This is a genomic window from Caballeronia humi (genome assembly GCF_001544475.1).
GTDB lineage: Bacteria > Pseudomonadota > Gammaproteobacteria > Burkholderiales > Burkholderiaceae > Caballeronia > Caballeronia humi.
Genome location: NZ_FCNW02000025.1, coordinates 25,388 through 43,988 on the forward strand (window position 1 = coordinate 25,388; position 18,601 = coordinate 43,988).

Below are 18,601 nucleotides of genomic sequence, written 5' to 3' on the forward strand. Positions count from 1 at the left end.
GCCTGAATTTAACCTTTGAGCTGATCGAGATCCTCGACGTTGATCGTGTCGAGGCTACGGAACAGGGTCACGAGAATCGCGAGACCGATCGCCGCTTCGGCGGCGGCCACGGTCAGCACGAAGAACACGAAAATCTGGCCATGCACATCGCCGAGATAGTGTGAGAACGCGACGAAATTGGTGTTCACCGCGAGCAGCATCAATTCGATCGCCATCAGGATGATGATCACGTTGCGGCGGTTCAGGAAAATCCCGACGATGCTGATCGCGAACAGGATCGCGCCGAGCACGAGGTAATGGGCAAGACTCAACATTTTCTTCTCTCCTTCTCGCTCAGCCTTTGTTGTCGACCGTGCCCGCGCCGGCATTGCCGGTTACCGGGGGATTGGTCGCCGCATCGGGCGCTTCCGTTTCAGACTTCATCTTGACCAGGCGCACGCGATCCGACGCGCGCACCTTCACCTGCTCGCTGATCGTCTGGCGCTTGTTGTCTTTCTTCTCGCGGATCGTGAGCGCGATCGCCGCGATGATCGCGACCAGCAGGATCAGGCCCGCGATTTCAAATGCGAAGATGTAGTCGGTGTAGATGACCTTGCCGATCAGGCGCGTGTTCGACATCGCCGCCCCGCCGCCGACGCCCGCGCCCGCCGTCACGTCATGCACCGGCGTGACCGTCGCGCCGAAGCCGTGCCAGAGGATCAGCGCGGTCTCGATGATGATGATCGCGCCGACGATGCTCGCGAGCGGCACGAACTTCTTGAAGTCACGGTGCAGTTCGTCGAGGTTGATGTCGAGCATCATGACCACGAACAGGAACAGCACCATCACGGCGCCGACGTAGACGAGAACCAGCAGGATCGCAAGGAATTCGGCCTGGAGCAGCATCCAGATCGCGGCCGCGTTGAAGAACGCGAGCACGAGGAACAGCGCGGATGCCACCGGATTGCGCGAAGTGATCACCTTCAGCGCCGACAAGGTCAGCAACAGCGCGAAGATATAGAACAGTACGGTCGTGAATTCCATGATTACCGGTTCATCGTTAGGCCATCATCAGGCATTGTGTTGTGACGCGGGCGCTGGCCTGCGCCGCGTTTGCAGCGCATCCGGCGCGCGGGCCGGAACAGCAGGTGTCATCGTTTCGAGCGGGGACGTCGTTCTGATTCTTCCCCGTGCCAGCAGATCAGCGGTAAGGCGCGTCAGCCGCCTTCGATGCCGCGATTTCCGTCTCGTAACGGTCGCCGACTGCCAGCAGCATGTCCTTCGTGAAATACAGGTCGCCGCGCTTCTCGCCGTGATATTCAAGGATGTGCGTCTCGACGATCGAATCGACCGGGCAGCTTTCTTCGCAGAATCCGCAGAAAATACACTTGGTCAGGTCGATGTCGTAGCGCGTCGTGCGGCGGGTGTTGTCGGCGCGCGTCTCGGACTCGATCGTGATCGCGAGCGCCGGGCACACCGCTTCGCACAGCTTGCACGCGATGCAGCGCTCTTCGCCGTTCTCATAGCGGCGCAGCGCGTGCAGGCCGCGAAAGCGCGGGGAAATCGGCGTCTTTTCCTCTGGGAACTGCACGGTGATCTTGCGCTGGAACGTGTAGCGTCCCGTCAGCGCGAGGCCTTTGAGCAGCTCGGTCAGGAAGAAGGTCTTAAAAAAATTCTGAATTGCGGTCATGGTTTAGTTCATCCGCCCATTATTTCCAGATGTTCAGCGGCGACATGATCCAGAAGCCGACCACCACCACCCACACCACCGACACCGGCAGGAACACCTTCCAGCCAAGGCGCATGATCTGGTCGTAGCGATAGCGCGGGAACGTCGCACGCGCCCAGATAAAGACCGACAGCAGAAGGAAAATCTTGAATACGAACCAGAAAAAGCCCGGAATGAACGACAGGAAGCCAAACGGCGCGTCCCAGCCGCCGAGGAACAGCGTCGTTGCGATCGCCGAGATCACGATCATGTTGATGTACTCGGCGAGGAAGAATAGCGCGAACGCCATGCCCGAGTAATCGATCATGTGACCCGCGACGATTTCCGATTCGCCTTCCACCACGTCGAACGGGTGACGATTCGTTTCGGCGATGCCCGAGATGAAGTACACGACGAACATCGGCAGGAGCGGCAGCCAGTTCCACGACAGGAAGTTGACGCCGAAGCCGGCGAAGATGCCGCGCTGCTGCGACGTCACGATCTCCGACATGTTCAGCGACCCGGCCACCATCAGCACGACGACGAGCGCGAAGCCCATCGAGATTTCGTACGACACCATCTGCGCCGCGGCGCGCATCGCGCCGAGGAACGCGTACTTCGAGTTCGACGCCCAGCCGGCGAGAATCACGCCGTACACGCCGACCGATGAAATCGCCATCACGTAGAGCAGCCCGGCGTTGACGTCGCCGAGTACCGCCTTCGCCTGGAACGGAATCACCGCCCACACGGCGAACGCCGGGACCACCGTCATGACCGGCGCGATCAGGTAGATCCACTTGCTCGCCTGGCTCGGCTGGATCACTTCCTTCAGCAGGAGCTTCAGCACGTCGGCGATCGGCTGCAGCAAGCCCATCGGACCGACGCGGTTCGGTCCCAGACGCACGTGCATCCAGCCGATGAGCTTGCGTTCCCATAGGATCAGGTACGCCACGCACAGCAGGATGACGACGGAGACCACCAGGATGCGGACCAGCGCCCACACCGTCGGCCATGCGACGCCGAGAATCTGCGTGCCGCCCGCGTTGATCGTATCGAACAAGCCCATTTACGCCTTCTCCACTACCAGTTCACCGAACAAGCCGCCGAGCGCGGCGCCAGCAGCCGTCCCCGCCGACACGCGGACCACCGTTTCCGCCAGGTTCGCATCGCGAACCGCGGGCAGGACCACCGAGAGGTTGCCTTGAGCGACGCGCACCGCGTCGCCGTTCTTCAGGCCGAGCTTGTCGAAGAGCGACGTTGGCAACGCGGCGACGTTCGCATCGCGTGCGGCGGCCGTCAGATGCAGCGATTCCGCGCGGCGCGAGAGCGCGTCGGCGTGGTAGATCGGCACATCGGCGAGGCGCTCGAACTTGCCTGTTTGCGTCGTGGCCGTCGCCGTCTTGCGCGCCGGTGCGACGGTCGTCTTGTTCGACAGTTGCGCCGTCAGGTCGCCCGTTCCGAGCGCGGCATTGCGCACTTCTTCGGCGGTATCAAACTCGAAGCCCGGCAGGCCGAGCACGCTGCCCAGCACGCGCAGAACCTTCCAGCCCGGACGCGTCTCGCCGAGCGGTCGCACGATGCCGTTGAACGACTGCGCGGTGCCTTCGGCATTGACGAACGTGCCCGACGTCTCCGAGAACGGCGCGATCGGCAGCAGCACGTCGGCGTAGTCCGCGCCGTGCTTGAACGCCGACAGTGCAACGACCATCTCCGCCTGCTTCAACGCGGCGAGCGCTTGCGCGGGGTTCGCCGTATCGAATTCGGGTTCGACGTTCAGGAGCACGTAGCCCTTGCGCGGCTGCTCGAATACTTCACGGGCGTTCAGGCCGCCCTCGCCCGGCAATGCATCGACGAGATGCGCGCCGACCGTGTTCGCCGCTTCCGTCAGGAAGCCGAGTGTCGCGCCGGTGTTGTCGGCGATCCATTGGGCCGCCGCTTGAATCTGTGCGAAATCGGGATGCTGGACCGCGCTGTTGCCGAGCAGTACGACGCGCTTCTCGCCCGCCGACAGCGATGCCGCCACGTCCTTCGCCGCCGCTGACACTTCGCGCCCGGCGAATGCGTCCGGCAACGCGACGCCGCGCCCTTCGGCCACCGCCGCAGCGATGCCCGCGAGTTGGTCGAGCCACGCCGACGGCGCCGCGACCACGCGATGCGCGGCCGGGATCAACGAGTCGTCGTTGCTGGCGTGCAGGAACGTGAGCTTCGCGCCGCTCTTCGCAGCCTGACGCAGACGCGCGGCGAACAACGGATGATCGCGACGCAGGAACGAGCCGATGACAAACGCGGTATCGATATTCGACAGATCCGCGATCTTCACGCCGAGCCACGGCGCACCGACGCCCACGGGCGCCGAGAAATCGCTCTGACGCAGACGGAAATCGATGTTCGGCGTACCGACGCCTTCAGCCAGTTGCTTCAGCAGATACAGTTCTTCGACCGTGCTGTGCGGCGTCGCCAGCAATGCGACGGCGTTGGCGCCGTGATCGGCCTTGATGCCCTTGAAACCCTTTGCAACGTATTCGAGCGCCGTCTGCCAGTCTGTTTCGAGCCACTTGCCGTCCTGCTTGAGCATCGGCGTGGTGAGACGGTCGGCGCCGTTGAGCGCTTCGTACGAGAAACGGTCCTTGTCCGAGATCCAGCATTCGTTGATGGATTCGTTCTCCATCGGCAGGACGCGCATCACGCGATTGTTCTTCACCTGCACGACGAGGTTCGCGCCGACGGAATCGTGCGGGCTCACCGACTTGCGCCGCGACAGTTCCCACGTCCGCGCGCTGTAGCGGAACGGCTTGCTCGTGAGCGCGCCGACCGGGCACAGGTCGATCATGTTGCCCGACAGTTCGGAATCGACCGTCTTGCCGACGAACGACGTGATCTCCGAATGCTCGCCGCGACCCAGCATGCCGAGTTCCATTACGCCAGCCACTTCCTGGCCGAAGCGGACGCAGCGCGTGCAATGGATACAGCGCGTCATTTCTTCCATCGAGATCAGCGGACCGACGTTCTTGTGGAACACGACGCGCTTTTCTTCGTTGTAACGCGACTGCGACTTGCCATATCCGACGGCCAAGTCCTGCAGCTGGCATTCACCGCCCTGATCGCAGATCGGGCAATCGAGCGGATGGTTGATCAACAGGAATTCCATCACGGACTGCTGCGCCTTCACGGCCTTGTCCGACGTCGTGCGCACGATCATGCCCGCCGACACCGGCGTCGCACAGGCGGGCACGGCCTTCGGCATCTTCTCGACTTCGACGAGACACATCCGGCAGTTCGCCGCGATCGACAGCTTCTTGTGATAGCAGAAGTGAGGAATATACGTATCGACCTTGTGCGCAGCCTGGATCACCATGCTGCCCTCAGGCACCTCTACCGTCTTGCCGTCAATTTCTAGTTCAACCATGATGGGGAATGGTCCTTAACCTTTTTTCGCTCACGCGGTAAGCGCTTCGGACGCCGCGTGGTGCGCGTGTCCGCCGACGAGACAATGCTTGTGCTCGACGTGATATTCGAATTCGTTCCAGAAGTGCTTCAGCATGCCGCGCACCGGCATGGCGGCCGCGTCGCCGAGGGCGCAAATCGTGCGGCCCATGATGTTTTCGGCCACCGAGTTCAGCAGATCCAGATCTTCCTTGCGGCCAAGACCGTGTTCGATACGATGCACGACGCGATACAGCCAGCCCGTACCTTCGCGGCACGGCGTGCACTGCCCGCACGATTCCTCGTAGTAGAAGTACGACAGGCGCAACAGCGAGCGCACCATGCAGCGCGTTTCGTTCATCACGATCACCGCGCCGGAACCGAGCATCGAGCCGGCCTTCGCGATCGAGTCGTAGTCCATGTCGGTTGCGAGCATCATCTCGCCCGGCACGACCGGCGCCGACGATCCGCCCGGAATCACCGCCTTGATCGACTGGCCGCGCACGCCGCCCGCGAGTTCCATCAGCGTCGAAAACGGCGTGCCGAGCGGAATCTCGTAGTTGCCCGGACGATTGACGTCGCCCGAGATCGAGAAGATCTTCGTGCCGCCGTTGTTCGGCTTGCCGAGTTCGAGGTAATTCTGCGGGCCGATTTCCAGCAGGAACGGCACGGCAGCAAACGTCTCGGTGTTGTTGATCGTGGTTGGCTTGCCATACACGCCAAAGCTCGCCGGGAACGGCGGCTTGAAGCGCGGCTGGCCCTTCTTGCCTTCGAGCGATTCGAGCAGCGCCGTTTCTTCGCCGCAGATATACGCGCCGTAACCGTGGTGCGCATGGAGCTCGAACGAAAAACCCGAGCCCAGGATGTTCGCGCCGAGATACCCGGCCGCGCGCGCTTCTTCCAGCGCCGCTTCGAACACCTTGTAGGTTTCCCAGATTTCGCCGTGAATATAGTTGTAGCCGACGGTGATGCCCATCGCATACGCACCGATGGCCATGCCTTCGATCAACGAATGCGGGTTCCAGCGCAGGATGTCGCGATCCTTGAACGTGCCCGGCTCGCCTTCGTCCGAGTTGCAGACGAGATACTTCTGCCCCGGGAACTGACGCGGCATGAAGCTCCACTTGAGGCCGGTCGGGAAGCCCGCACCGCCACGGCCACGCAAGCCCGACGCCTTCACGTCGGCAATCACTTGCTCAGGGGGAATCTTCTCTTCGAGGATACGGCGCAACTGTTTGTAGCCGCCACGCGCGACGTAGTCTTCGAGATGCCAGTTCTCGCCGTTCAGGCCAGCGAGGATCAGCGGTTTGATGTGACGATCGTGGAGAGACGTCATTTCGAAAGTTCCTCGATCAACTGGTCGATCTTCTCGCGGCTCATGAAGCTGCACATGCGATGGTTGTTCACGAGCAGGACCGGCGCGTCGCCGCACGAGCCGAAGCACTCGCCTTCCTTCAAGGTGAATTTGCCGTCGGCGGTGGTTTCGCCGAAGTCGATGCCGAGCTTCTGCTTCAGATATTGCGCCGCGCTGTCCGAGCCGCCGTCCGGGCCGAGCTGACACGGCAGATTCGTGCAGAGCGTGATCTTGTGCTTGCCGACCGGCGACGTCTGGTACATCGTGTAAAACGTCGCGACTTCCTGCACGGCGACCGCCGGCATGCCGAGATAGTCGGCGACGAACTGCATCAGCTCGGGCGACAGCCAGCCGTGCTCTTCCTGAGCGGTAGCCAGCGCCGACATCACCGCGGATTGCTTCTGCTCCGCGGGATATTTCGCGATCGCACGATCGATTTCTTTCAGGCCTTCAGCTGAGATCATTTTCAGACACGACTCTTTCAATTCCTACCGAACGAAAACCTGCCGCGCCCTTCTTGTTGCGGCAGACCTGGCGTCCTGCTGTTGCTTGTTCGCTCGGTGTCCGCGGCGTTGAAGTCAGCGCGCGTCTCGCCAAGCGACCGAATTTGATCAGCGATCGATCTCGCCGAACACGATGTCCTGCGTCCCGATGATCGTCACGGCATCGGCGATCATGTGGCCGCGCGCCATTTCGTCGAGCGACGCGAGGTGCGCGTAACCGGGCGCGCGAATCTTGAGGCGATACGGCTTGTTCGCGCCATCCGAAATCAGATAGATGCCGAACTCGCCCTTCGGATGCTCGACCGCTGCGTACGTCTCGCCTTCCGGCACGTGGAAGCCTTCCGTGAAGAGCTTGAAGTGGTGAATCAGCTCTTCCATGTTGGTCTTCATGCCTACGCGCGACGGCGGCGCGATCTTGTGATTGTCGATCATCACCGGACCGGGGTTCTTGCGCAGCCACTCGATACATTGCTTCGCGATGCGCGTCGACTGACGCATTTCCTCTACACGCACGAGGTAACGGTCATAGCAATCGCCGTTCACGCCAACCGGGATATCGAAATCGAGCTGGTCATACACTTCATACGGCTGCTTCTTGCGCAAATCCCACTCGATTCCCGAGCCGCGCAGCATCGCGCCCGTCATGCCGAGTTGCATCGCGCGCTCCGGGCTCACCACGCCGATACCGACCAGACGCTGCTTCCAGATGCGGTTGTCGGTCAGAAGCGTCTCGTATTCGTCGACGCAATGCGGGAAACGGTTGAAGAAATCGTCGATGAAGTCGAGCAGCGACCCTTGGCGGGTCTCGTTCATCTTCGAGAGCGCCTTCGCATTGCGAATCTTGGACGCCTTGTATTGCGGCATTGCGTCAGGCAGGTCGCGATACACGCCGCCCGGACGATAGTACGCCGCGTGCATCCGCGCGCCCGACACGGCTTCGTACACGTCCATCAGGTCTTCGCGCTCACGGAACGCGTACAGGAAGACGGCCATCGCGCCGACGTCGAGCGCGTGCGAGCCGATCCACATCAGGTGGTTCAGTACGCGCGTGATTTCGTCGAACAGCACGCGAATGTATTTCGCGCGCACCGGCACGTCGATGCCGAGCAGCTTTTCGATCGCCATCACGTAGCCGTGCTCGTTGACCATCATCGACACGTAGTCGAGACGATCCATGTACGGCACCGACTGGATGAACGTCTTCGTTTCAGCGAGCTTCTCGGTCGCGCGATGCAACAGGCCGATGTGCGGATCGGCGCGCTGGATCACTTCGCCGTCGAGTTCGAGCACGAGGCGCAGCACGCCGTGCGCTGCCGGGTGTTGCGGGCCAAAATTCAGCGTGTAGTTCTTGATCTCTGCCATGGCGTTCTCTTAGTGTTTCAGACCGCCATAGCGATCTTCGCGGATCACGCGCGGCGTGATTTCGCGCGGCTCGATCGTCACTGGCTGGTAGACCACGCGCTTTTCTTCCGGGTCGTAGCGCATTTCGACATAGCCCGACACCGGGAAGTCCTTGCGGAACGGATGGCCAATGAAACCGTAGTCGGTGAGAATGCGGCGCAGGTCGGGGTGACCTTCGAACACGATGCCGTAGAGGTCGAACGCTTCGCGCTCGTACCAGTTCGACGACGACCAGACGTCGACCACAGACGGCACGATCGGCACTTCATCGTCCGGCGCGAACACGCGCACGCGCAGACGCCAGTTGTTCGAGATCGACAGAAGATGGAGCACGGCGGCGAAACGCGGGCCTTCGTAGGCGCCTTCGCCGTAGGTCGAGTAATCGACGCCGCACAAATCGACGAGTTGTTCGAAGCCGAGCTTGCGATCGTCGCGCAGTTGCAGGGCGACATCGGCGTAGTTGCTCGCCTTGACGACGACCGTCAGTTGCCCAAGCGCCTCGGTAATGCTCTGGAGGCGGTCGCCAAACGCCGCCTCGAGGTTCGCTTTAAGGGTCTCGAGTTTGCTTGCCATAATTGGGGAGGCTCAGGCCTTATGTACGGGCGATGGTGTTGGTGCGGCGAATCTTCGCTTGCAACTGGATTACGCCGTACACCAGCGCTTCCGCCGTCGGCGGACAACCCGGCACATAGACGTCGACCGGGACGATCCGGTCGCAGCCGCGCACGACGGAATACGAATAGTGGTAATAGCCACCGCCGTTCGCGCAGGAACCCATCGAGATCACCCAGCGCGGTTCGGCCATCTGGTCATAGACCTTGCGCAGCGCGGGCGCCATCTTGTTGCACAGCGTGCCGGCCACGATCATCACGTCGGACTGACGCGGACTCGGACGGAACACCACGCCAAAACGGTCGAGGTCGTAGCGGGCCGCGCCCGCATGCATCATCTCGACCGCGCAACACGCGAGACCGAACGTCATCGGCCAGAGGGAGCCGGTGCGCGTCCAGTTGATCAGCTTGTCAGCCGTGGTGGTGACAAACCCTTCCTTCAAGACCCCTTCGATACTCATTTGCTTTCCACTCCAGATGAGCAGCCAGCCAAAGCCGCCCATGAATCCGGTGATTTAACTGTCATTCCCAGTCGAGACCGCCCTTTCTCCAGATGTAGGCGAAACCGAGCAAAAATTCGAGCAGGAAAATCATCATGGCCATGAAACCCGGCCAGCCGATATCGCGCAGGGCAACACCCCACGGAAACAGGAAAGCCGTTTCAAGGTCGAAAATAATGAACAGAATGGCGACGAGATAGTAACGCACGTCAAATTTCATACGGGCGTCTTCGAAGGCTTCGAAGCCGCATTCGTACGGTGCGTTCTTTTCGGTGTCAGGCCTGTTGGGACCGAGGATCTTGCCGATACTGACCAACGCTATGCCTAAACCGGTGCCCACGAGCAGGAACAACAAGACGGGGTAGTAGGGTGCGAGGTTCAAGGCTATCCTCAAATCGGTTGGGTCAGTTAATTGATACGTGCGTTTCTTCCGGGACAGACCACCCGGTCAAGAATTTCGCTTCGGATCGCTCACGAACACAATCGGATCGTAAGCATACTCCAGAAGTGACAATGCCAGCCGAAGCGATGCATGCGGCTGGCATTGGATAACTTTGGTGCCGACGGCGAGACTCGAACTCGCACAGCTTTCGCCACTACCCCCTCAAGATAGCGTGTCTACCAATTTCACCACGTCGGCACTGTCTCGCAATCCGGGAAAACAACTTGTTATCGCTGCGAATCGCTTCAAGACTTGAATTATAACTGGGCCCAACAGTTTGTTCAACGCACAAAAAGCGAATTTCGCGAAAAATTTAATTCGGCATTTATTTGGGCACGTCAGCGCCCGGCGCGGACGAAACGACCGGCGCGGAAGCCGGCGCCGATCCAGCGACAGCCGCCGAAGCAGGCGCCGTAGCCGCACCCGCCAGCACGCCCGCCGATGTCTGCGGCTTGTAGCTGCCGAGATAGGTAAGCGCGAGCGTCGAAATGAAGAAGACAGCGGCGAGAACCGCGGTCGTGCGCGAAAGAAAGTTCGCCGAGCCCGTGGCGCCGAACAGGCTGCCCGATGCGCCGCTGCCGAAGGCGGCGCCCATGTCGGCGCCCTTGCCATGCTGCAACAACACGAGGCCGATAACGCCCAACGCCGACATCAACTGGACGACGATGATCAAAGTCTTCAAATACAGCATTTCCACTCACCCGAATCTTTAATGTTGACGCGACACCGAATGCGTCGCGCTTCCTGCCTACTGCTTGAGCGATGCCAGCTCAGTTCGACACGTCTTGTGCCGCCTGGCAAATTGCCAGAAAATCCTTCGACTTCAACGCCGCGCCACCGATCAGCCCGCCGTCGATATCCTGCTGCGCAAACAATTCCTGTGCATTATCCGGCTTGACGCTGCCGCCGTAGAGCAACGGCACGTCGGCGACCGATGCACCCTTCTCCGCCAGCTTCGCCCGCAGGAACGCGTGAACCTGCTGCGCCTCGGCCGAACTCGCACTCTTGCCCGTGCCGATCGCCCAGACCGGCTCGTACGCGACGACGATCCTCGCCGCCTGCTCTTCCGTCAGCACGAGCAGCACCGCTTCGAGCTGCGTGCCGACGACCTGCTCCGTCACACCGGTGTCACGTTGTTCGAGTGTCTCGCCGACGCACACGATCGGCGTAAGCCCCGCTTCCAGCGCCCGACGCGCCTTCACCGCGACGAGATCGGACGATTCGCGATGATACGCGCGCCGCTCCGAATGCCCAACGATCGCGTAGGTCGCGCCGAAATCGACGACCATTTCTGCTGCAACCTCACCGGTGTATGCGCCCTTCTCATACGCCGACACATCCTGCACGCCCCAGGCGACAACTGATCCGCTCAACAACGCCTGCGATTGCGGCAAATACGGACACGGGACGCAAACACCGACCCGCACGCCCTTCTGCAAAGCCGATGCCCCCGATGCCACCTCGGTCAACAGCGCGCCATTCTCCGCGAGCCGACCATGCATTTTCCAGTTCCCGACTACCAGTTTTGCTCGTTGTTTCGACATGTGTCTCGCCGCCCGGCCGCGCCGTTACGGGTTCTTGGTATGGTTTTCGGTGTGCGCGCCGATCTTTTCGATACCACGGCGCGCCGCGCAAATCGTCTGCAAAACACACGATTTTACTGTGTCGCGGCGAACCCGGTCAAACCGGCACGATTTTCGCCCGCGTGTCCCGCGCGTGTTACGCGCCCTGAGTCCAGTCCAGCACGATCTTGCCGACGTGCGTGCTGCCTTCCATCAGCGTGTGTGCTGCGGCGGCATCGGCGGCGGCAAAGACTTCGTGGATCACCGGCTTGATGCGCCCCGCCTCGATTTCCGGCCAGACGCGCTCTTTTAGTTGCGCCGCGATCTTCGCCTTGAACGCGACCGGACGCGGACGTAACGTCGATCCGGTGATGACGAGACGTCGCCGCAACACGTCGTTCAGGTTGATCTCCGCCTTTGCCCCGCCGAGCAGCGCGATCACGCAGACGCGTCCGCCATCCGCGAGCGCCTTCAGTTCGCGCGGCAGATAATCGCCCGCGACCATGTCGAGAATCACGTCGACACCGCGGTCGTTCGTGAGCGACTTCACCACTTCGACGAAATCTTCCGTCTTGTAGTTGATCGCCCGCTCGGCGCCCAGCGCTTCGCACGCGCGGCATTTTTCGTCGGTGCCGGCCGTGACGAACACGCGATGACCAAGCGCCTTCGCGATCTGGATCGCCGTCACGCCGATCCCGCTCGATCCGCCCTGGATCAGCAGCGTCTCTTCCGCGCCGTTTTCGCCCGCGCCGAGATGCGCGCGCTCGAACACGTTGCTCCACACGGTGAAAAACGTCTCCGGCAGCGAAGCCGCCTCGACATCCGACAAGCCCTTCGGCGCCGGCAGACATTGCTCCATTGGCGCGACGGCGTATTCCGCGTAGCCGCCACCCGCAAGCAACGCACACACGCGATCGCCCTTCTTCAGACCAAACGGATTGTGCTTCGGATCGAATGCGTCCTCGGCGGCGTCGACGATTTCGCCCGCCACCTCCAGCCCCGGCAAGTCCGACGCGCCCGGCGGCGGCGCATAGCCGCCCTTCCTCTGAAACACGTCCGGACGATTCACGCCCGACGCCGCGACCTTGATCAACACTTCGCCCGATTTCGGCGCGGGCAGCGGGCGCTCGCCCAGTTTCAACACTTCGGGTGCGCCAAATTCAGTGATTTCGATCGCTTTCATCTGCTTCCCTTTGAGTCGGATTCGTCGGTTTTCTTGACCGGATGGCGGTGTGGACGCCAGCAAAGCTTAATCCACACGGCCATCGAGTCAGGCAAAAAAACGGCCGGTGCGCAAGAAACGCGACCGGCCGGTGAGACGTTACCGCATTAGTGCTGCGGATGCGTCGGTTCTGCTTGCGGCGCACCTTCGTTCAGCAGCGCCTTCGCCGACAGACGCACGCGACCCTTCTCGTCCGTCTGGATGACCTTCACGCGAACGATCTGGCCTTCCTTCAGATAGTCGTTGATGTCCTTGATGCGCTCGTTGACGATTTCCGAGATGTGCAGGAGACCATCCTTGCCCGGCAGAATGTTAACGATCGCGCCGAAGTCCAGCAGCTTGAGCACCGGGCCTTCGTAGATCTGTCCGACTTCCACTTCGGCCGTGATGTTCTCGATGCGCTTCTTCGCTTCCGCCATGCCTTCGCTGCTCGTGCTCGCGATGGTCACGACGCCGTCATCCGAAATGTCGATCGTCGTGTTGGTTTCTTCGGTCAGCGCGCGGATCACCGAACCGCCCTTGCCGATCACGTCGCGGATCTTTTCCGGATTGATCTTGATCGTGATCATGCGCGGCGCGAACTCCGACAGCACCGTGTTCGTGCCCGGAACGGCGGACGTCATCTTGCCGAGGATGTGCATGCGACCTTCCTTCGCCTGCGCGAGCGCAACCTGCATGATTTCCTTCGTGATGCCCTGGATCTTGATGTCCATCTGCAGTGCCGTCACGCCTTGCGCCGTGCCCGCCACCTTGAAGTCCATATCGCCCAGATGATCTTCGTCGCCGAGGATGTCGGTCAGAACCGCGAACTTGTTGCCTTCGAGGATCAGGCCCATCGCGATGCCCGCAACGTGTGCCTTCATCGGCACGCCAGCGTCCATCAGCGCGAGACAGCCGCCGCAGACCGAAGCCATCGACGACGAACCGTTCGATTCCGTGATTTCCGAGACGACGCGGATCGAGTAGCCGAATTCGTCGGCGGACGGCAGGCACGCGGCCAGCGCGCGCTTGGCCAGTCGACCGTGACCGATTTCACGGCGCTTCGGCGAACCGACGCGCCCCGTTTCGCCGGTCGCGAACGGCGGCATGTTGTAGTGGAGCATGAAGCGCTCGCGATATTCGCCTTCGAGCGCGTCGATGTTCTGTTCGTCGCCCTTCGTGCCGAGCGTCGCGACGACGAGCGCCTGCGTTTCGCCGCGCGTGAAGAGCGCCGAGCCGTGGGTGCGCGGCAACACGCCCGTGCGGATTTCGATCGGGCGGACCGTGCGCGTGTCGCGGCCGTCGATGCGCGGCTCGCCGTTCAGGATCTGCGAGCGGACGATCTTCGCTTCGATGTCGAACAGCACGTTGCCGACCGTCGCCTTGTCGGCGGCGACCGAGCCCGATGCCGCGGCGTCCTGCTCGAGCGAAGCCGACGTCGCTGCGTAGATTTCCTTCAGCTTGGCCGAACGCGCCTGCTTGTTGCGCAACTGATAAGCGGCGAGCAGATCGGCTTGCGCCAGTTCCGTCACGCGGCCGATCAGCGTTTCGTTCTTCGGCGCCGGCGCCCAGTCCCATTCCGGCTTGCCACCGTCACGGACGAGTTCGTGGATTGCGTCGATCGCGGTCTGCATCTGCTCGTGGCCGAACACGACGCCGCCGAGCATGATTTCTTCGCTCAACTGCTTCGCTTCCGATTCCACCATCAGCACGGCGCGCTCGGTACCGGCGACGATCAGGTCGAGCGCCGATTCCTTCATCTGCGTGCGCGTGGGGTTCAGCACGTATTCGTTGTTGATGTACGCGACGCGCGCGGCACCGACCGGCCCGTTGAACGGCAGGCCCGACACGGCGAGCGCCGCCGACGCGCCGATCAGCGCGGGGATGTCGGCGGGAACGTCCGGGTTCAGCGACAGGACGTGGATCACGACCTGAACTTCGTTATAGAAGCCTTCCGGGAAGAGCGGACGCAGCGGGCGGTCGATCAGGCGCGAAATCAGCGTTTCGCCTTCCGACGGACGGCCTTCGCGGCGGAAGAAACCACCCGGGATCTTGCCGGCGGCGTAAGTCTTTTCGAGGTAATCGACAGTCAGCGGGAAGAAATCCTGACCCGGCTTGGCCGTCTTCGCGCCGACGACGGTCGCGAGCACCACGGTGTCTTCGATGTCGACGATCACCGCGCCGCCCGCCTGGCGAGCGATCTCACCGGTTTCGAGGCGGACCGTGTGTTGTCCCCACTTAAATTCTTTGACGATTTTATTGAACATCATCACTCCTTGTTCGTTACGCCGCGCTGCGCCCGATCGCAACTGCCGATGGACGGCGCTAAGCCAGTCGACGGCCGGACCGCGCAAGAAGAGGTGTGTTATGCCATTCCAACGCAACACGACACGCGAAGCGCATGACGCGCTGGAATGACACAAAGCTCCGCCGCGAGGCACAGGCCGGGTGTCGGATTCTTCAGAATCCCGGTGAAACAGGGTAAAGCGCTTGAAACACCTACCGGCCAGCGACCGTTCAAAAACAAAATGCCTGTATCAGCGGACTGACACAGGCACTTCGATGGACCGCTGGCCGCTTGTTGCCAATTACTTACGCAGGCCCAGCTTCTCGATCAGCGAGCGATAACGGTCAGCGTCTTTGCCCTTCAGGTAATCGAGCAGCTTGCGACGACGGCTCACCATGCGCAGCAGGCCGCGGCGGCTGTGGTGATCCTTCGTGTGAGCCTTGAAGTGCAGGGTCAGTTCGTTGATGCGGGTCGTCAGCAGTGCGACTTGCACTTCAGGCGAACCGGTGTCGTTGGCGGCGCGCGCGTATTCTGCGACGACGTCGGACTTCTTGACTTGAGCTACGGACATTGATTTTTCCTTTAAAACAGACAGGCGGTCACGGAAGAAAGGCCGTGCCGTGGGTTACTTGATCGCTTCACTTTCTTCATCGCTTCTTCGTTTTAGGATCGGTCCGATGGACACGTTGCCCCAAAGCCTCCCCAAAACGAAGCGCGAATTATAGCACAGCTCCGGTGCCCGTTGACCCGTGACGCTACGGCCGTGCCATGACGCAGGTCGTCGGCGGGGCGGTCTTGTCGGCGGGAAGCGCGAGCAGCGTGCGAAAGCCGTAGCCGGAGCCCTCGTTGTCGAAGCGCACCCCGGGCGTGCCCGCGCGATCCATCTCCATCACGTATAGGGGCTGGATCAACTGATGGTCCTGCGCGCGCATCGTGGACGCGTGGAAGCCGCTGTCGGACTTCATGCCCTCCAACGCCCGGGCGACGGCCGTCGGATCGGCGCTGCCGGCGCGGGTCATCGCTTCTGCAAGCATGTCGATCATGAGCGGCATGCGCAGCACGAGGTAGTCGTCGGCGGCCGACGGGTAACGCGCGCGAAACGCCTGATAGTACGCATCGGAGGCCGCGCCGCCCGCGTTCGGATGCCAGTCGGCGACGGCCACCACGCGCTTCACGCCCGCGTCGCCGAGCGCGGCCGGCGCGCCCAGACTGTTCCCGTAGAACGTGTAGAACTTCGTGTTCAGGCCCTGCTCGCGTGCCGCCTTGACGAGCAGCGTCAGATCGTTGCCCCAGTTGCCGGTCACCACCGCGTCCGCGCCGCTCGCGCGAATCTTGGCAACATACGGCGCGAAATCCTTCACGCGACCAATCGGATGGAATTCGTCGCCGGCGATCTCGATGTCCGGCCGGCGAGCCTTCAGCGCCCGCTGCGCTTCGCGGCTCACATCGTGACCAAAGCTGTAATCCTGGTTCAGCAGATACACCTTCTTCATCGACTGATCGCGCTGGATCACGTCCGCGAGCGCGTCCATGCGCATGCCGGCGTGGGCGTCGAAGCGGAAATGCCAGAAACTGCAGGCGGCGTTGGTCAGCGCGGGATCGTCGGCGGAATAGTTGAGGAACACGACGCGCGAATCCGGTTCACGCGCGTTCTGCTTGTCGATGGCGGCGATCAGCGCCGCCGCCACCGCCGAACTGTTGCCCTGCATCACGAAGCCGATCTTCTGGTCGACGACGGCGCGCAACTGCACGAGACTCGCTTCGCTGCTGCCCTTGCCGTCGAGCACAATGAGTTCGAGCGGATGCGCACCGTCGGCAAGTTTCACGCCGCCGCGCGCGTTCACTCGCTCGACGCCGAAGCGCAGGTTGCGCTCGACGGCCGCGCCGGCATTGGCGAACGGCCCCGACATGCCTTCGATCATCGCGATGCGGATCGGCGCTTTGTCGGCCGCCGATGCGGTCATGGAGACGGCACAAACCGCCGCCAACATCATTCCTGTCAATATTTGCAGTTTGTTCGCGCTCCGCATTGCCGATGTTCCACCCAGGGTCCGAGAGCGCGGATCATAGGCCGCGACGCATCGGTGGCGCAAGCCAGCGCCGAATATCCTGACCCCATGGCGGAAGCTTTTCACCGTTCGCGTGTCAAAATCGAAAACACCAAGAAATCCCGGCCGCAACGCCGGGGCACAAGGCTTCTGGAGGATTCCATGCCGCTCGAACCACACCGCGCCACCCGCGCCCTCGCCGCCTTTGGCCTCGCGCTGCTGCTTACGGCCTGCGCGCAGCCGTGGCAGAACTATCAGGCCGGCGCCGACGCATCGACGATCACCGCCCGCTTAGGCCCGCCGCGCGAAGTCTACGATCTCCCCGACGGCGGCAAGCGCCTGATGTGGCCGACGCAGCCGCTCGGCGAAGTCACCACCGCCGCCGACATCGACGCCTCCGGCAAGATCGTGAACGTGCGTCAGGTGCTCGACGAAAACGAGTTCTACAAGGCGCAGATCGGCACCTGGACGAAAAAGGACGTTCTCGTGAACTTCGGCCGGCCGGTCGAGACTTCGTATTTCCCGTTGATGAAGCGCGAGGTCTGGACCTACCGCTACATGGAGGCGAACGTCTGGTACATGATGTACAGCTTCTATTTTGACGACCAGGGCATCCTGCGTCTCACGCAGAAGACGCCCGATCCGCTCCATGACCCGGATCGGCGTAACGTGTTTTGAAACGCCCGCTTAAATCGTTCAGATCAATGATCTGATGAAAATGTCGCCCACTCAGGCGGCATTTTTTTATCAGTAGACGAATGTGAACTTTTTCTGAGAAAGTATTTCGTAAGGTTTCCGCTGCGCTGCAACGAAGCGCGGAAATATCGAGATAGCTGCCCCAGCGCGGTGCATGGCGTGGCTGCTCGTCCCCGAACCGGAGTTCACCTGATGAATCGTCCCAAACGCATGCTCGTCGAAAACATCGCCTGGGCGCGTGAAACCGCCGATAGCGATCACGCCTTCTTCCCTCGTCTGGCTGAAGGCCAAAGCCCGCGCGTGCTGTGGATCGGCTGCTCGGACAGCCGCGTTCCCGCCGAAACTGTCACCAACGCCAATCCCGGCGATCTGTTCGTGCACCGCAACATCGCGAACCTGTTTTCCCCCGCCGACGACAACGTGATGAGCGTCCTCGAGTACGCCGTGCGCGTGCTCAAAGTCGACGACATCATCGTCTGCGGGCACTACGGCTGCGGCGGCGTGCGCGCCTCACTCTTGCCGGCGTCGCCCGATTTGCCGCACGTGAACCGCCGCATCGCGCCGCTTTGCGCGCTGGCGCAGAGGCATCGCGGCGAACTGGAGCGCGTCGCCGATGCCGACGAGCGCGTCAACCGCCTCGCCGAACTCAGCGTGCTCGAGCAGGTGCGCGCGCTGCGCGAGACGCCGCTCGTGCGCGACGCCAACGCGCCGCCGCGCGTGCACGGCTGGATCTTCGGCCTGCACGATGGCCGCATCAAAGTCCTCGCGACGGGCTATCCGGACGACCAACCCGTCCTCTTCGAACCCGAACCCGCGCTCGAAACCGCCGGCCGCTAGGCCCGGCTCCGCTCATCCCGCAAACAATCCAATGCGGCGCCGAAGACGC

General features: G+C 62.0%; 19 protein-coding genes and 1 tRNA gene. 2 read left to right on the top strand and 18 right to left on the bottom strand.

Annotated features, from left to right (window positions below):
* Positions 1–8: 8 nt before the first annotated feature.
* The 18 genes from nuoK to AWB65_RS21060 form a co-directional block, all read right to left on the bottom strand.
* Positions 9–314: an NADH-quinone oxidoreductase subunit NuoK gene (gene nuoK / locus AWB65_RS20975; RefSeq protein ID WP_007588140.1), complete on the bottom strand. Its 306-nt coding sequence runs from the start codon at positions 312–314 to the stop codon at positions 9–11.
* 19 nt (positions 315–333) lie between these two features.
* A complete protein-coding gene (locus AWB65_RS20980) occupies positions 334–1,023 on the bottom strand; it encodes an NADH-quinone oxidoreductase subunit J (RefSeq protein ID WP_087668981.1) in 690 nt (229 codons plus the stop codon).
* Between the two features lie 157 nt (positions 1,024–1,180).
* The gene (nuoI, locus tag AWB65_RS20985) at positions 1,181–1,669 is read right to left on the bottom strand and encodes an NADH-quinone oxidoreductase subunit NuoI (RefSeq protein ID WP_062637266.1); all 489 of its coding nucleotides are present in this window, start codon (positions 1,667–1,669) and stop codon (positions 1,181–1,183) included.
* A 19-nt stretch (positions 1,670–1,688) separates the two neighbouring features.
* A complete protein-coding gene (nuoH, locus tag AWB65_RS20990) occupies positions 1,689–2,753 on the bottom strand; it encodes an NADH-quinone oxidoreductase subunit NuoH (RefSeq protein WP_087668982.1) in 1,065 nt (354 codons plus the stop codon).
* The gene (gene nuoG, locus AWB65_RS20995) at positions 2,754–5,093 is read right to left on the bottom strand and encodes an NADH-quinone oxidoreductase subunit NuoG (protein WP_087668983.1); all 2,340 of its coding nucleotides are present in this window, start codon (positions 5,091–5,093) and stop codon (positions 2,754–2,756) included.
* A 30-nt stretch (positions 5,094–5,123) separates the two neighbouring features.
* Positions 5,124–6,446 (bottom strand): NADH-quinone oxidoreductase subunit NuoF, encoded by a 1,323-nt coding sequence (gene nuoF / locus AWB65_RS21000; RefSeq protein ID WP_087668984.1) that lies wholly within the window; start codon positions 6,444–6,446, stop codon positions 5,124–5,126.
* Entirely contained in the window at positions 6,443–6,928 is a 486-nt protein-coding gene (gene nuoE, locus AWB65_RS21005; protein ID WP_087668985.1) for an NADH-quinone oxidoreductase subunit NuoE, read from the bottom strand. The genes nuoF and nuoE overlap by 4 nt, the downstream gene beginning before the upstream one ends.
* A 147-nt stretch (positions 6,929–7,075) precedes the next feature.
* Complete coding sequence (locus tag AWB65_RS21010) at positions 7,076–8,329, bottom strand: NADH-quinone oxidoreductase subunit D (RefSeq protein ID WP_087668986.1); 1,254 nt, start codon at positions 8,327–8,329, stop codon at positions 7,076–7,078.
* A gap of 9 nt (positions 8,330–8,338) precedes the next feature.
* On the bottom strand, positions 8,339–8,941 hold the full coding sequence (locus AWB65_RS21015) for an NADH-quinone oxidoreductase subunit C (RefSeq protein WP_087655557.1): 603 nt from the start codon (positions 8,939–8,941) through the stop codon (positions 8,339–8,341).
* Between the two features lie 19 nt (positions 8,942–8,960).
* Positions 8,961–9,440, bottom strand: coding sequence for a NuoB/complex I 20 kDa subunit family protein (locus tag AWB65_RS21020; protein WP_087655712.1), 480 nt, complete (start codon positions 9,438–9,440; stop codon positions 8,961–8,963).
* A gap of 61 nt (positions 9,441–9,501) precedes the next feature.
* Complete coding sequence (locus AWB65_RS21025; RefSeq protein WP_087655558.1) at positions 9,502–9,861, bottom strand: NADH-quinone oxidoreductase subunit A; 360 nt, start codon at positions 9,859–9,861, stop codon at positions 9,502–9,504.
* Positions 9,862–10,034: 173 nt separating this feature from the next.
* Positions 10,035–10,119, bottom strand: a tRNA-Leu gene (locus AWB65_RS21030).
* 127 nt (positions 10,120–10,246) lie between these two features.
* Positions 10,247–10,612, bottom strand: a complete 366-nt coding sequence (secG, locus tag AWB65_RS21035; protein WP_087668987.1) for a preprotein translocase subunit SecG — start codon at positions 10,610–10,612, stop codon at positions 10,247–10,249.
* A gap of 79 nt (positions 10,613–10,691) precedes the next feature.
* On the bottom strand, positions 10,692–11,465 hold the full coding sequence (gene tpiA / locus AWB65_RS21040) for a triose-phosphate isomerase (RefSeq protein WP_087668988.1): 774 nt from the start codon (positions 11,463–11,465) through the stop codon (positions 10,692–10,694).
* Between the two features lie 175 nt (positions 11,466–11,640).
* A complete protein-coding gene (locus tag AWB65_RS21045; protein ID WP_087668989.1) occupies positions 11,641–12,666 on the bottom strand; it encodes an NAD(P)H-quinone oxidoreductase in 1,026 nt (341 codons plus the stop codon).
* A gap of 146 nt (positions 12,667–12,812) precedes the next feature.
* Positions 12,813–14,957, bottom strand: a complete 2,145-nt coding sequence (gene pnp, locus AWB65_RS21050; protein WP_200821756.1) for a polyribonucleotide nucleotidyltransferase — start codon at positions 14,955–14,957, stop codon at positions 12,813–12,815.
* 315 nt (positions 14,958–15,272) lie between these two features.
* The gene (rpsO, locus tag AWB65_RS21055) at positions 15,273–15,542 is read right to left on the bottom strand and encodes a 30S ribosomal protein S15 (RefSeq protein ID WP_035924595.1); all 270 of its coding nucleotides are present in this window, start codon (positions 15,540–15,542) and stop codon (positions 15,273–15,275) included.
* A gap of 184 nt (positions 15,543–15,726) precedes the next feature.
* Positions 15,727–16,965 carry a branched-chain amino acid ABC transporter substrate-binding protein gene (locus tag AWB65_RS21060; protein WP_235007711.1) on the bottom strand — a complete coding sequence of 413 codons (1,239 nt, stop codon included), beginning with the start codon at positions 16,963–16,965 and terminating at the stop codon, positions 15,727–15,729.
* A gap of 216 nt (positions 16,966–17,181) precedes the next feature.
* Here AWB65_RS21060 and AWB65_RS21065 point away from each other — a divergent pair, with 216 nt between their 5' ends.
* Positions 17,182–17,697, top strand: coding sequence for a hypothetical protein (locus AWB65_RS21065; protein WP_087668992.1), 516 nt, complete (start codon positions 17,182–17,184; stop codon positions 17,695–17,697).
* A gap of 210 nt (positions 17,698–17,907) precedes the next feature.
* On the top strand, positions 17,908–18,552 hold the full coding sequence (locus AWB65_RS21070; protein WP_087668993.1) for a carbonic anhydrase: 645 nt from the start codon (positions 17,908–17,910) through the stop codon (positions 18,550–18,552).
* The last annotated feature ends 49 nt before the right edge of the window (positions 18,553–18,601 follow it).

Coding starts and splice junctions, on each gene's coding strand:
- AWB65_RS21065 (WP_087668992.1), top strand. CDS start 17,182: ATGCCGCTCGAACCACACCGCGCCACCCGCGCCCTCGCCGCCTTTGGC.
- nuoF (WP_087668984.1), bottom strand. CDS start 6,446: ATGACGTCTCTCCACGATCGTCACATCAAACCGCTGATCCTCGCTGGC.
- AWB65_RS21060 (WP_235007711.1), bottom strand. CDS start 16,965: ATGATGTTGGCGGCGGTTTGTGCCGTCTCCATGACCGCATCGGCGGCC.
- nuoK (WP_007588140.1), bottom strand. CDS start 314: ATGTTGAGTCTTGCCCATTACCTCGTGCTCGGCGCGATCCTGTTCGCG.
- nuoE (WP_087668985.1), bottom strand. CDS start 6,928: ATGATCTCAGCTGAAGGCCTGAAAGAAATCGATCGTGCGATCGCGAAA.
- AWB65_RS21070 (WP_087668993.1), top strand. CDS start 17,908: ATGAATCGTCCCAAACGCATGCTCGTCGAAAACATCGCCTGGGCGCGT.
- AWB65_RS21045 (WP_087668989.1), bottom strand. CDS start 12,666: ATGAAAGCGATCGAAATCACTGAATTTGGCGCACCCGAAGTGTTGAAA.
- rpsO (WP_035924595.1), bottom strand. CDS start 15,542: ATGTCCGTAGCTCAAGTCAAGAAGTCCGACGTCGTCGCAGAATACGCG.
- nuoG (WP_087668983.1), bottom strand. CDS start 5,093: ATGGTTGAACTAGAAATTGACGGCAAGACGGTAGAGGTGCCTGAGGGC.
- nuoH (WP_087668982.1), bottom strand. CDS start 2,753: ATGGGCTTGTTCGATACGATCAACGCGGGCGGCACGCAGATTCTCGGC.
- secG (WP_087668987.1), bottom strand. CDS start 10,612: ATGCTGTATTTGAAGACTTTGATCATCGTCGTCCAGTTGATGTCGGCG.
- AWB65_RS20980 (WP_087668981.1), bottom strand. CDS start 1,023: ATGGAATTCACGACCGTACTGTTCTATATCTTCGCGCTGTTGCTGACC.
- tpiA (WP_087668988.1), bottom strand. CDS start 11,465: ATGTCGAAACAACGAGCAAAACTGGTAGTCGGGAACTGGAAAATGCAT.
- AWB65_RS21015 (WP_087655557.1), bottom strand. CDS start 8,941: ATGGCAAGCAAACTCGAGACCCTTAAAGCGAACCTCGAGGCGGCGTTT.
- AWB65_RS21010 (WP_087668986.1), bottom strand. CDS start 8,329: ATGGCAGAGATCAAGAACTACACGCTGAATTTTGGCCCGCAACACCCG.
- AWB65_RS21020 (WP_087655712.1), bottom strand. CDS start 9,440: ATGAGTATCGAAGGGGTCTTGAAGGAAGGGTTTGTCACCACCACGGCT.
- nuoI (WP_062637266.1), bottom strand. CDS start 1,669: ATGACCGCAATTCAGAATTTTTTTAAGACCTTCTTCCTGACCGAGCTG.